Raw genomic sequence first — 12,326 nt, 5'->3', positions numbered from 1 at the left:
GGATGCGCGCCTTCCGTGCCAAGATCTTTCGCATGACGACGGCAGACCCCGAAGCACGCGAACCGTGCCCTCCGGAGCCTGCAGCGACCCCCACCGAGCGTCGGGGGCCGCGGCGTTTCGGCACCCGCCGTACCCGCGACGCGCGGCGCGCGCATCCGCGCCGGACTGCGCGATTCGCTCGCGGCTGGCCTCGGCGTGGTGCCGCTCGGCGTGGCTTTCGGCGTCCTGGTTCTCCAGGCGGGACTGCCATGGTGGGTCGCGCCGTCACTGTCGGTGTTCGTCTACGCTGGCTCGATCGAGCTCCTTCTTGTGGGCCTTATCGCCGCCGGGACGCCGATCGCGACGATGGCGCTCACGACGTTCTTCGTCAACTTCCGCCACGTCTTCTACGCCTTCTCGTTCCCGCTGCACCTCGTGCGCGGGCGCCTCGCACGCCTGTACTCGATCTGGGCGATGACGGACGAGGCGTACGCCATCATCACCCCCATCCCGCCAGCGCAGCGCTCCGCGACGCGCCTCCTCACCCTGCAGCTCGCGCTGCAGACGTACTGGGTCGGCGGCGGGCTGCTCGGGGTGGCGCTCGCAAGCATCCTGCCTGTAGAGATCGAGGGACTCGAGTTCTCGCTGTGCGCGCTGTTCACGGTGCTCGCACTCGACGCGGTCCGCTCGAGGGAAGACGTGCCGTCACTGCTCATCGCGGGCCTCAGCGTGTCGTTCGGGCTGTTGTTCGTGCCTGGCGCTCCCCTGTTCGCGGCGCTCATCATCTTCGCCGTAGCGCTCGCGGGGCGAGCGGTCTTCGCCGCGCGGCGCGACCGCAAGGAGACGCGGGTGCACGATGTTTGACGTGTGGTGGTTCATCGGCACACTCGCCGTGTGCGGCGGGATCACGTTCGGGTTGCGCGCCCTGCCGTTCGCGGCACTTAAGCCCCTGCGGGACTCGAAGACTGTGCAGCGACTTGCCGTGTGGATGCCCGCCGGAATCCTCGCGATTCTCGCGGTCGTGACGTTCAGCGATTTCGCGAGCGAGCCGCGCACGGCCTTGTGGGCAGCTATTGCGCTGGCAGTGACGGTTGGCGTGCACCTGGGTTTCGGGCGGCGAACGCTCCTCAGCGTCGGGCTCGGGACGGCGACGTTTGTTGTGCTCGTGAACTTCTTCTAGCCGCTTCCCCGGCGCCAGCACCGGCCCGCCTCATCGGCTCGACGCCGAGCTACCTGGCACCCGTGCGTCGTCCTCGGAGCCAGCTGAAGGCGATGATCGAGAGGCTCGCGTAGCCCACGAAGAAGAGCAGCATGCCAAGCTCATCCATCTCGAATTGCACGCCCTCAACGCCGAGCACGAGGCGGTTCATGGTGAGCCAGCCGAGGTGGGCGCCGATGCAGGTCCAGACGGTGGCGGATGCTGTTGAGTCGCGCGCGCAGATCAGCAGGTACCCGAAGGCCGCGAGCATCGTGTAGTAGACGATCGGGTCGTTGCCGGCCGGCGCGAACCGCATGCCGTCGCTCACCCCTCGCGTCTCGGCGAGCAGCCACTGGGCGGCGAGCACGACAACGGGCACGACCAGGAACGTCGCGATGTTGAGGACAACCGCGGCGGCAGGCGGGAAGGCGTCACGCAGGTTCGTGAGGGCGTAGCCGCGGATGGCGAACTCTTCTGGGATGGCCTCGAGGAGGAGCGCGACGACGGTGTTCGTTGCGAGGAAGCCGAGGAGTTGCAGCGGGTCGAGGGCGATGAGCTGGATGACGTTCGTGAGGTCCAGCAGCAGGAGCACGGCGACTCCCGAGGCGGCGAGCACCCCGAAGCCGAGAGCGAACCCCGAAGCGTCCGACCGGAGTCCCGTCAGGCCGATGCTGGCGAGGGCGCGTCGGTCGAGGCGCCGCCGCAGCAGGAGGACAGCCCCGACGACGAGCACGGTGACGCACGACGCCACGAGCACCCTGAACCCGAACCCGCTCGCCGCGGTTGCGTCGACGCCGAACAGCAGCACGGAGGCTTCGGTCGACGCGACGAGGCCGATCGCCATGACGACCGCGGCGGCGAGTGCCCTCCCAATAGCGGCGCCACTGCTGACGGCCGGAGCCCGGTCGGCTCCGTGATCGACACTGGTCATGTGGCCTCCCCCAAGGTTGCGGCCAGTGTACGGGCCGCAATCTCGGCGGGTGCCCCAGAATTGCCCCGCGCCGGCGTCGCCGCTCGCGAGGCGGGCCGACTACTGCGGCTGGCGGGAGTCGTAATTGGACTGGACCGGGCGGGCCCGGTAGCCGTCACGGAGCACGACGACCATGGTCGCCGTCACGCCTGCCACGGCGATCGTGGCTGCGAAGATTCCTGTGATGACGAGTGTGATGAGTTCCATGAGGCCACCTCCGTGACGTTCGACGAATGTTGCGTGTACGCACATCCAATCGCCGTATTGGCCTGGCCGTCGCGGTCCACTTCGCGCATACTGGACCCATGGAGTCGAATTCTGGTTCTCGCATTTCCGCCCGCACCCTGTTGTCGCTGGCGGGTGAGCTTCGTGACGACTCGACCGCGTACGAGGCCCTCGCCGAGCGCATCCGCCTGCTGATCGTCGACGGGCGCATTCCTGTCGGCACGCGACTGCCCTCCGAGCGTGAGCTCGCGGTGCAGTCCGGGCGGAGCCGAACGACGATCGTGGCGGCCTACCAGTCGTTGCGCGACAGCGGGCATGTGCTGAGTCGGCAGGGGTCGGGGAGCCGAGTGACGCTCCCCCGGCTCGGCAGGCAGGACTACCGCCCGAGCGGCGATGGGGAGAGTTACGGCGTGGATTTCGCGCGGGCCGTTCCGTCACCCGTCGAGGGCCTGGCTGAGATCATCGCCGATGCCTCGGCCTCGATGCCACTCGCGCTCGGCGCCCCCGGTTTCGACCTCCTCGGAACGCTGTCGCTCCGGTCGGCGATCGCTGACCGGTACACCTCTCGTGGCCTGCCGACGACGGCCGACCAGATCATCGTGACGATGGGCGCCCAGCACGCCATCTCGTTGACGGCCCACACGCTGCTGACGCGTTCCGACGTGGTGCTCGTCGAGTCGCCGACGTACCCGCACGCGTACGAGGCGATGCGGCGGGCGGGGGCGAGACTCATCGCGACGCCCGTCACGACAAGCGGCTGGGAGATCGAGCATCTCATCGAGACGATCGAGCGGATGCGGCCGGCGCTCGCGTACGTGATCCCGGACTTCCACAACCCGACGGGGGCGTCCATGCAGCCTGAGGACCGGGTGCGGGTCACCGAGGCGGCGCGAGCTGCTGGCACCATCCTGGTCGTCGATGAGACGACCGCCGACCTGTCGATCGACCGACCCTGGGACGACGGGCCGTTCGCGCGTCACGCGCGGGGCGCCTCCCCCTTTTCCGGTTCCGGGGTCGTGACCGTCGGGTCGCTCAGCAAGGCGGCCTGGGCGGGACTGCGCATCGGGTGGATCCGGGCGGATGCCGCGCTGATCAGGCGCTTCGTGCAGGCGCGGCCCGCCGGCGACTTGGGGACCCCTCAGATCGAGCAGCTGCTGGCGGAGCGGATCGTGCGGGCGCTGCCCGAGCTGCTGCCGCGGCGCCGGGAGCAGATGCGGGTGCACCGCGACGCGCTGCACGAGGCCCTGAGCCTGCACCTGCCGGAGTGGCACGTCCCGCTGCCGGACGGTGGTTTGTCGATGTGGGTGCATCTCGCCCAGTCGGCGAGCTCGGCCATGACGTCCCTCTCGGAGGCACGAGGTCTGGCACTCGTCGCGGGGCCGAAGTTCTCGATCGACGGGAGCCTCGAGCGGTTCCTGCGGGTGCCGTTCACGGCGCCGATCGCGGACCTCGAAGCTGGGACGCGGATCCTCGCCGACTCGTGGGCTCAACTCTCGGCGCGCGACCTCCGTTCGATGGCTGACACGCGTCTGCCTGAGATGGTGTGACTATGGCTCTCTTCATCAGCGACATCGACGGCACCCTGCCGGGTGCTCAGCGCACGCTCACCCCCCGCACAATCGAGGCGATCAGGGCGGTGCGAGCAGCTGGTCACCACTTCGTACTCTGCTCGTCGCGCCCGCCCGAGTCGATGCGCGTCCTTGAGCGCCTGTACGGGGGAATCGGGTCGCCGCTCGTGGCCTTCAACGGCGGGCTGGTGCTCTCGGGCAGCGGTGAGGTGCAGCACGACGTGCCGATCTCGCCATCTGATGCGCGGTTCATCGCCGAGCACTGCGAGGGCACTGGCTTGCACGCGAGCTTCTTCGCCGGGGAGCACTGGTACACGTGGGGTGAGGACGAGTGGACGGACCGTGAGCGCACCCACACGTGGGTGCATCCAGAGGCGGCTTCGACGCTGGAGTTCGTCGCTTCCGGGGGCGTGGATGCGACTCCCCCGCACAAGGTCATGTGCATGGGCGACCCCGCGCTCGTGGATGCGCTCGAGGCGGCGCTCGCCGGGCACCCCGGGGTGGTGAGCTACCGGTCGAAGGACACGTACCTGGAGATCGCGAACGCCGACTGCTCGAAGGGGACGGGCCTGCTCGCGGTAGCGCAGCAGCTGGGTGTCGGTCGCGAGGACCTCTACTACTTCGGCGACAACTACAACGACCTGCCCGCGTTTGAGGTTGTCGGCCATCCGATCGCCGTCGCGAACGCGCGCCCCGAGGCGCTGGCGGTGGTGGAGTCGGTGATTCCGAGCAACACGGATGACGGCGTTGCGGTGTTCCTCGAGGAGTGGCTGGCCGGAGTCGCGGGCTGACCTGCGGCGACCAGTCCAGTGACCCCCGAGTGGACCGCGACACGCCCGGGCGTTTGCGATTGGATTGCAATATCCGGCGCCTGCCGGCAGATCACGGAGGTGGACTCATGGAACTTCTTGCTATTGGTATCGGGGTTGTGGCGGTTGTCGCCTTCGCCGCTGAGACTGTTCGCGCCGTCCGCAAGGATGGGTACGCGCAGCGCCCCACGCGCTTCGGCTACAACACTCGTCAGCCGCAGCTCTAGTCGCGCTGCTGCACCCCGCTCTTCCTGAGCGGAGTTGGACAGCAACCGGTGCCGCCCTGGTCCTCGTGATCTCGGCGGCACTTTCGCGTTGGTCGGCGGCTCGATCTGACCGATCCGACGGTTCCGACGGTTCCGACGGTTCCGACGGTTCCGACGGTTCCGACTGTTCTGACGGCTCCGACGGTTTCGGATCCTGCAACTTCATGTTTCGTGGTTCCGGATCCAGATTTCATGTTCTGCGGTTCCATTCGGGGCGTGGGGCGTCGGTGCTCTCGTAGGTGCGTCGTCGTGGGTTTCGGCGCCGTACGTGGTGGCCGACGGTCGCGACGACTCTCCAGCGGCCGTCGGGGCCGAGGATGAGGGTGAGCCTGCTCCGGTGGACTTCGTGGTGGTGGAACGAGCACAGCAAGATGCCGTCCTTCACGTCGGTCGGGCCGCCTTCACTCCAGGGCACAGCGTGGTGCGCTTCGCACCAGCGTGCTGGGGCTCCGCACCCGGGGGCTCGGCAGTGTCGGTCGCGGACGAAGATCGCTCGGCGTTGGGCCGTGGTGAAGAGGCGCTGCTTGCGGCCGAGCTCGAGGATCTCCCCGGTGGCGGTTCGCGTAGCGATTCGGATGAAGCCGTCGCACATGGTCTTGGCCGCGAACGATGGCGGGATGGGCTCTCCCGTGCGCTCGAGGTGGGGCACGTCTTCGGGGCGTTCTGCTTCTCCTGCCAAGCCGGTTTCGGCGGTGACGATCACGATTGTGGGCGCTTCACCGCCTGTGCGGGGCGCGTCGGGAGATTCCGCGTAGCAGCGGAGGATCATGTCGAGCGCGTCGATCCGCCGCTGCTCGATCGAGCGTGGGTCCACCAGCGGAACTTCGCCGATCGCGTCGGAGGTGTCGGAGGTGTCGGACCCTTCGGGGCTATCGGAGCCGTCTTCGACTTGGGTGTCAGCCAGTGGGAGTTCGTTGGCTCCGAGCGCTGGCGCGTGTGGCTCCCCGCACTCGGATGCTGCGGGGAACTCGACCTTCCGGCGGGGCGCGAGGAGCGCGTCCAGCACCGAGATCAGTTGCTCGCCCTGCTCGGGCGTCGCGACGAACTTCCCCGCGATCGCACCATCAGCGCGCCGCACCCACCACAAGCCGCGCTCTTCCGCGACCTTCTCCGCCCGAGGCTCGTCACCGTCCGGATCCAGGCACGACACCCACGTCGCGGCCTGCACCTCCAGAACCTTCGGTACCGCCGGCTGCTCGTCCTCCGGGTTCAGCCCACACGCCGACGCCACCAGCTCGACCTCCGCCCGCGCGACGTCCTCGACGTCCACCCGGTTCCGGGTCTGCTCCAAGCCCTTCGTGATCGCCGAGGCCTGCGCCACCGACATCACACCAGACGCGACGGCACGCGACACCTCCGCATACGCGGCCGGGATCGGCTCGCCCGAGAAACTCATCCGCCCCCGCGTCGCCTCGGCCACCTTCACAAGCATGTTCGCCTCAACCGGCTTCACGCCAAGCACCTGCTCGAACATCGCAGGCAAGTTCCGGAACCCCGCCTTCCGCGCGACCGTCTCCGACCGCGGCGTCTCGCCCTCCCGACGCAGCAACTCGCCAGCCACTTCCACCAGCGCCGCGTCCAGAACCCGACGCCGAGCCACCAACTCGTGCACCATCACCACGATCTCAGCGTCAGGAACCCCCGAAAGCTGCGCCCGAGCCTCAAGAAGCGCATCCACAACAGCCGTCTCATGCGACGACTGACGATGCGTCTCCTGCACTGACTCCGATGCCACGATAACCTCCCCCAAGATCACCATCAGCTTAGCACTGGACCGCGCCAAAAACTAGGTATTGACCAGGATTTCTACGACAAACTCGTATCTACTTACGACAGAAAATCACGACGCGCAGTATCCCCTGGTGAGCAGGGTAAATCCGCGAGCAGCCCATCGCGAGATCTTGCTCACGGGTCCCTCCGAACAGAGCAGGACCGTCCGAACAGAAGAGGGAAGAGCCAGCGTCCTACGCTGATGCGATGACCTTCCTACCCCGCGTCGTGAAGCACGAGGCGCTCACGCCAGCCGAGCTCACGCTAGGGCGTTGAGGTCGGCTCCTCGCCCGTTCCCCCGGCTTCTGACCGCCCTGCCACCTGCTGGGCCTGGGGCTGGGCCTGGACCTGGACCTGGACCTGGACCTGAGCCTCAAGTTCGCGCTGGCGCCTCAGCCGAGTCCACGGCACGAACCCGATCCACGTGACGGATGCGACGACCGCTCCCATGTTCATCGACGAGAGATCCACGCGCTCAACCGTACGAAATCCGCCCGGGCCGCCGCGTCGGCTGCGCGACGGAGATCGCCCGATTCGGTCAGCACCCCAGACCATGAGCGACCCAGACCATCAGCGACCTAGAACACCGGGCACCGGGCACCGGGCACCGTCAGCCACCGAGGCCAGAAGCAGACTGACCCGCGCGGCTACTCCCCGCTCCAGCGCCGGTCACTCCGGTCGAGCAGCACGTAGAACGTACGGACGAACGCGGCAAACGCGCCGACGCCACACACCCCACAGACGATGAGCGAGACCCAGAGCACAACGCCCAACGTCTCCTGATGGTCCGTGACGAGAGCCAGCTGCGCTGAGGCGAGCGACGAGACGATTCCGCTCAGGGCCCCGATGAGTAGGAACACCACCCACCACATGAATGACGTCGCGGAGGACCCGTCAGCGGCGGACCGGAACGAACGCTGGGGGTGTGGGGTCATGCATCCAGTCTGCCGAACTGCGTTGGCGCGCGAATCCCCGGAGACCCGCGCGGGACCCGGGGCGGCGCGCGGCTCCCGCCCGGCTCGCGCGTGCGAGGATGACCGCATGTCGCGCACCCCGACCGAGCTCCTGAGTCCTGCCGACCAGGAGCGACGACGCAGCTTGCGGGTCATGAAGGCCGTTGCCCTCGGGGCGCTCCTCTTCATGGCGGTCGTCTTCGTGGTCGCCTTCGCGCTGCAGCGCGACGTTCCCGCGTTTGCGTACGTGCGTGCCGCGGCCGAGGGCGGCATGGTCGGCGCGCTCGCAGACTGGTTCGCCGTCACGGCCCTGTTCCGGCACCCGCTCGGGATCCCGATCCCGCACACTGCGATCATCCCGAAACGCAAGGACGAGATCGGCCGGACGCTCGGCGAGTTCGTCGAGACCGAGTTCCTGCGCGGCGACGTCGTCCGCACGAAGCTTCAGGCAACGTCGATCGCGTCTCGCCTCGGAGAGTGGATCGAGCAACCGGAGCATGCAGAGCGCATCGCCTCCGAGGCGTCGATCATGGCGACGGGTGTGCTCGAGGCGCTCAGCGACGACGACGTACAGGGCCTCATCGAGGACCTGGCCCGCGAGCACCTCGTGGAGCCGCAGTGGGCCCCTCCGCTCGGCGAGTGGATGTCGCGCGTCGTCGCCACCGGCGCGCATCGCGGGGCCGTCGACCTTGCCGCCGACAGCGCCGCAGCCTGGCTCGCCGCTAACCAGGGCGCGTTCGACGGCCTCGTCTCGCGGCGCCTGCCGTCCTGGGTGCCGTCGGTCGCGACGCGGCTCGTCGACAACACTGCCTACAACGAGGCCGTAAAGTTCGTAGCCGCCGTTCGGGCCGACGACGCGCATCCCGCACGAGCCGCGATCGACGGCTACCTGGCCCGCCTCTCGGACCAGCTGCAGCACGACCCCGAGCTCATCGCTCGCTTCGAGGGCGCGAAGGGGAACATCTTCGACAGCCCCCGCATGCGCGAGCTCGCGGCCGAGGCGTGGAACGCCGCCAAGACCGGGCTCATCCGCTCGCTCGCGGACCCAGAGAGCGCCCTCCGCACGCGGGCCACGGCGGCCCTCGTCGACATCGGCCAGCGGCTGACGACGGATGCGCAGCTCCAGCAGCGCGTGAACACGTGGGTCACCGACGCCGCCGTGTTCCTCGTCGACCGGTACCGGCACGAGATCTCGTCGATCATCTCCGACACGGTCGCGAGCTGGGACGCCGAGGAGACAAGTGAGAAGATCGAGCTCATGGTGGGGCGCGACCTGCAGTACATCCGCCTCAACGGCACCATCGTGGGGGCGCTCGCCGGCGTCACCATCTTCACGATCGCGCACGCCTTCCTCGGCTAACGGCACCGCCTGGGCTAGTGCCCTACCCGTACAGTTGGCGATACCGGCGCTGGGCCGCCGGATGCAGCGCGATCGGTGACGTGTCGATGAGGTTCGAGGCCGTCAGGTACTGCACTCCGAGCGACCCCTCCGGAACGAGCTGCGCTGCATCCCGGATGAGCACGTCGACAAGCGAGTCAGCGATGTCATCCGGCAGGTCGGGACGGGCGAGGAGGTAGTTGGAGACGCCAATCGCCGGCACCGCGGCGTCGCTCCCGTAGGTGCTCGCCGGGACGGCCGTGAGCGTGTAGACGCCCGGGAACTCAACCTCGAGAGCCGGGAGGGCACTCGTGAGGTCGACGAGTTCGACACCCGCTTCGAGGTTCTGCACGGCCGGCAACGGCAGGCCTCCCGACCAGAAGATCGCGTCGACCGCGTCGGCTTCGATCGCGGCCATAGCCTCGTCGAGGTAGAGCTCGGAGACAACCGCTGTGCCGGGCCCGTCGAGGAGGCCAAGGGAGGTGAGCACGCGCCTGGCCGTGAGCGCCGCGCCAGACTGCGGCGCCCCGACCGAGACCCTGCGCCCGGCGAGGTCCCCGACACCGCCGATCGGCCCGCCGCTGCGGACGAAGCACTGCAGGTAGTTCTGGTAGACGCGACCGATGGCTACCTTGTTCTGCGCGTCGATCGCGGCGGCGTCGGCGAGCACAATGGCAAGCTCGGCGTCCCGCGCCTGCAACAGCGCCAGGTTGGCGAGGCTTCCGCCGGTCGTCACGACCTCGAGGCCCGTCGTGCCGTCCTTGTCGAGGGCGTCGCGGAGCAGCTCGCCGAACTGCACGTAGGTGCCGCCTTGCTCGCCGCAGGCCATGCGGATACGCTGTGGCGCCTGGCCGAGCGAGCACCCGCTGAGCGCAAGGGTCGCGGCCGCGGCCACCCCGGCCCCGGCCCCCAGCAGCAGTCCGCGGCGTGTGAGGCTCACCATGTTCGCACCAGGCTCACCCGCACCCGGAGCCCACCCTCCGGCGCACGGTCGTAGCCGACGCTGGCCCGGTTGGCCCTCGCGAGCTCGCCGACGATGGCGAGGCCGAGCCCGGTTCCCGGCTTGGCTCGGTGCGCGGGCGAGCGCCAGAATCTCGTGCCGAGCTGCGCGAGCTCGCCGCTGTCGACGCCGGGCCCGTTGTCGCTGATCTCGAGCACCGCGCGCCCGGCCGCGCCGCCGCCGTCGTCAACGTCGTCCTCGCGCGCATCCTCATCGGAGTCACTCGCGAGAACAAAACCCACCACGATCTCCGCTCCGTCCCCCGCGTACTTCCGCGCGTTGTCGAGCAGCGTCTCGACGATCTCCTCCAGGTCGCTCTTTCGGCACGCGACCCGCACCTCAGCGTCGCCGACGACGCGCAGCCGCATCCCGGCCTCACGGAAGCGCCCCTCGTGGGGCGCCGCGAGCATGGCAGCGGACGTGAGGTGCTCGCGGGCGGCGCCGTCGGCGAAGCCGGTGCGCCTGCCGCTCGCCTCAGCGGTCGCGCGATGCTCGGCGTTGGCCAGCACGAGCATGCGGTCGACGACGTGCTCGAGCCGGTCGAGGTCACCGCCCACGGCCTCGAGGTCCGCCTCGTCAGCGTCGTCTCGCGGCAGGGCGTCGATGCGAAGCCGGATCGCCGCAAGCGGGTTGCGCAGCTGGTGCGACGCCTCCGCGACGAACCCACGCTGCTGCTCGAGCGCATCCTCGACACCCCGCGACATGCGAGCGAACGACGACGACAGGCGCCTCAGCTCGAGAGGACCCGTCGCCGCCTCGAGATCCGGTTCGCGCTGTTCCGCGAGCGCGTTGGCCGCAGCGTCGAGGGCGCGCACGGGGCGCAGCACCCAACTCGTCCAGAACTGCGACGCCGCGAAGAGCAGCAACAAGAGGAGCAGGCCCGCGAGCGCGACGAGCGCCCACCACCTCGCGATCTGGGCCTTGGCCTCCGCCTGGTTCACCTCGAGCACAACGGCACCGGATGCTGCGCTCGACCCGTTCGCGAAGGGCTCGGCGACAAGATGGGTGTCGTCGCTCCACGGGTAGATGGTCGGGATCGAACGCTGGGGCACCGTGCGAGACGCGGCGAGCACAAGCGATGCGACGCGCGCATCCATCTCGATGCCGCCGACAGATGACACGACCTGACCTTCGCTGTCGACGACCATCGCGGCTTCACCGTAGGTCTCGGCGAAGCGCTCGAGGTAACGGTCGAGTCCGGCAGCGTCGTCGCTCGCGACCGCCGCTTCTGCTCGCTGCACGATCTGGTCCATGGAGGTCGCCCGCTGCAGAGTGAGCTGCTGCGTGCGGTTCACGGCGATGCCCTCGCTCGCCGGCACGATGATCGCGACGATGGCGAGCAGACCGAACAGCATGAGGGGCAGCAGCACCTGCAGCTTCACGGCGTGAGCTTCGTCTCGAGTCGGTAGCCGAACCCGCGGATCGTGGTGATCGCGACGGCTGGCAGCTTCTGCCGCAACTGCGCGAGGTGCACGTCGAACGAACGGGAGGTCGCCGCGTAGGCGTCGCCCCACACCTGGTCGAGGAGCTCTTGCCGGCTGACCGCCCGGCCGACCCGTTTCGCGAGCACGGCGAGCAGCTCGAACTCGGTCGGCGTCAGGGCCACCTCGCCGTCGCCAACCACCACCCGACGCGAGAGCAGCTCGATGCGCGCCTCACCGACGTGCACGACCTCCGGCTCTGATTCCGGAGCGCGCCGCCTGGCGACCGCGTCGATGCGAGCCAGCAGCTCGTGCATGCGCACGGGTTTCACGAGGTAGTCGTCGGCGCCGAGCCCGAGGGCCCGCACCGTCGAGCGCTCATCGCCGCGAGCCGTGACCACGATGACGGGCACCTGGCTCACCTGGCGGAGCCGCCTGAGCACCTCGAGCCCGTCCATGTCCTCGAGGCCGAGGTCGAGGAGCACAAGCTCAACGTCACGGTGCTGCAGCAAGACGTCGCTGCCGCGGGCGACCCGAAGGCAGGCATGATCGGCGCGCCCGAGCACGGCCGCGAGGGCGGCGGAGACGGACGCGTCATCCTCGGCGACGAGCACACGCATGCCCCAATGGTAGGCGTGGGGTGGGCCGTCACGCCCATGCGAGCCGTCGAGCACATCCCAAGACAGCCCGTGCGCAGCCCACGTAAAGGGAATGTAAGGATCCGCGCGCGAGCCCTTGCGCACTCTCGAGAGTTGTCGAGTACACCCACACCGAGGTGGGGCCGGGGCC

Annotated in this window: 14 protein-coding genes; 6 read left to right on the top strand and 8 right to left on the bottom strand. The window is 69.0% G+C overall.

Annotated elements, in window-relative coordinates:
• Positions 1–195 precede the first annotated feature (195 nt).
• Together FHX72_RS08600 and FHX72_RS08595 are read left to right on the top strand one after the other, a co-directional pair.
• Entirely contained in the window at positions 196–843 is a 648-nt protein-coding gene (locus tag FHX72_RS08600) for an AzlC family ABC transporter permease (RefSeq protein WP_338110091.1), read from the top strand.
• A complete protein-coding gene (locus FHX72_RS08595) occupies positions 836–1,159 on the top strand; it encodes a branched-chain amino acid transporter permease (protein ID WP_068484348.1) in 324 nt (107 codons plus the stop codon). Before FHX72_RS08600 ends, FHX72_RS08595 begins: the two co-directional genes overlap by 8 nt.
• Positions 1,160–1,208: 49 nt before the next feature.
• Here FHX72_RS08595 and FHX72_RS08590 read toward each other — a convergent pair whose 3' ends face one another.
• On the bottom strand, positions 1,209–2,108 hold the full coding sequence (locus FHX72_RS08590) for a CPBP family glutamic-type intramembrane protease (protein WP_183624407.1): 900 nt from the start codon (positions 2,106–2,108) through the stop codon (positions 1,209–1,211).
• Between the two features lie 99 nt (positions 2,109–2,207).
• The gene (locus tag FHX72_RS08585; protein WP_156475895.1) at positions 2,208–2,354 is read right to left on the bottom strand and encodes a hypothetical protein; all 147 of its coding nucleotides are present in this window, start codon (positions 2,352–2,354) and stop codon (positions 2,208–2,210) included.
• 98 nt (positions 2,355–2,452) lie between these two features.
• Between FHX72_RS08585 and yczR the strand changes: the two genes are divergently transcribed.
• The 3 genes from yczR to FHX72_RS08570 all read left to right on the top strand — a co-directional run bounded on the left by yczR (position 2,453) and on the right by FHX72_RS08570 (position 4,976).
• Entirely contained in the window at positions 2,453–3,919 is a 1,467-nt protein-coding gene (yczR, locus tag FHX72_RS08580; RefSeq protein ID WP_183624405.1) for a MocR-like transcription factor YczR, read from the top strand.
• Between the two features lie 2 nt (positions 3,920–3,921).
• Positions 3,922–4,731, top strand: coding sequence for a Cof-type HAD-IIB family hydrolase (locus FHX72_RS08575; protein ID WP_183624403.1), 810 nt, complete (start codon positions 3,922–3,924; stop codon positions 4,729–4,731).
• A 107-nt stretch (positions 4,732–4,838) separates the two neighbouring features.
• Positions 4,839–4,976: a hypothetical protein gene (locus tag FHX72_RS08570; RefSeq protein WP_156475896.1), complete on the top strand. Its 138-nt coding sequence runs from the start codon at positions 4,839–4,841 to the stop codon at positions 4,974–4,976.
• A 229-nt stretch (positions 4,977–5,205) separates the two neighbouring features.
• Here FHX72_RS08570 and FHX72_RS08565 read toward each other — a convergent pair whose 3' ends face one another.
• The 3 genes from FHX72_RS08565 to FHX72_RS08555 form a co-directional block, all read right to left on the bottom strand.
• On the bottom strand, positions 5,206–6,750 hold the full coding sequence (locus FHX72_RS08565) for a DUF222 domain-containing protein (RefSeq protein WP_183624401.1): 1,545 nt from the start codon (positions 6,748–6,750) through the stop codon (positions 5,206–5,208).
• 299 nt (positions 6,751–7,049) lie between these two features.
• Positions 7,050–7,256 (bottom strand): hypothetical protein, encoded by a 207-nt coding sequence (locus FHX72_RS08560; RefSeq protein WP_183624399.1) that lies wholly within the window; start codon positions 7,254–7,256, stop codon positions 7,050–7,052.
• A 176-nt stretch (positions 7,257–7,432) separates the two neighbouring features.
• A complete protein-coding gene (locus FHX72_RS08555; RefSeq protein WP_068477770.1) occupies positions 7,433–7,720 on the bottom strand; it encodes a hypothetical protein in 288 nt (95 codons plus the stop codon).
• Between the two features lie 106 nt (positions 7,721–7,826).
• On the opposite strand from FHX72_RS08555, the gene FHX72_RS08550 reads away from it, so the two are divergent.
• A complete protein-coding gene (locus tag FHX72_RS08550) occupies positions 7,827–9,098 on the top strand; it encodes a DUF445 domain-containing protein (protein ID WP_183624397.1) in 1,272 nt (423 codons plus the stop codon).
• Between the two features lie 22 nt (positions 9,099–9,120).
• Here FHX72_RS08550 and FHX72_RS08545 read toward each other — a convergent pair whose 3' ends face one another.
• The 3 genes from FHX72_RS08545 to FHX72_RS08535 are packed head-to-tail and all read right to left on the bottom strand — an operon-like array spanning position 9,121 to position 12,157.
• A complete protein-coding gene (locus FHX72_RS08545; protein WP_183624395.1) occupies positions 9,121–10,059 on the bottom strand; it encodes a TAXI family TRAP transporter solute-binding subunit in 939 nt (312 codons plus the stop codon).
• Complete coding sequence (locus FHX72_RS08540) at positions 10,053–11,498, bottom strand: ATP-binding protein (protein WP_183624393.1); 1,446 nt, start codon at positions 11,496–11,498, stop codon at positions 10,053–10,055. The genes FHX72_RS08545 and FHX72_RS08540 overlap by 7 nt, the downstream gene beginning before the upstream one ends.
• Entirely contained in the window at positions 11,495–12,157 is a 663-nt protein-coding gene (locus FHX72_RS08535) for a response regulator transcription factor (RefSeq protein WP_183624391.1), read from the bottom strand. The genes FHX72_RS08540 and FHX72_RS08535 overlap by 4 nt, the downstream gene beginning before the upstream one ends.
• Positions 12,158–12,326: the final 169 nt, after the last annotated feature.

The organism is Pseudoclavibacter helvolus (assembly GCF_014191305.1).
In the GTDB taxonomy this organism is placed as follows: domain Bacteria; phylum Actinomycetota; class Actinomycetes; order Actinomycetales; family Microbacteriaceae; genus Pseudoclavibacter; species Pseudoclavibacter helvolus.
Note: the sequence above shows the minus strand (reverse complement) of the source record. Positions and strands in the feature narration are given on the sequence as shown.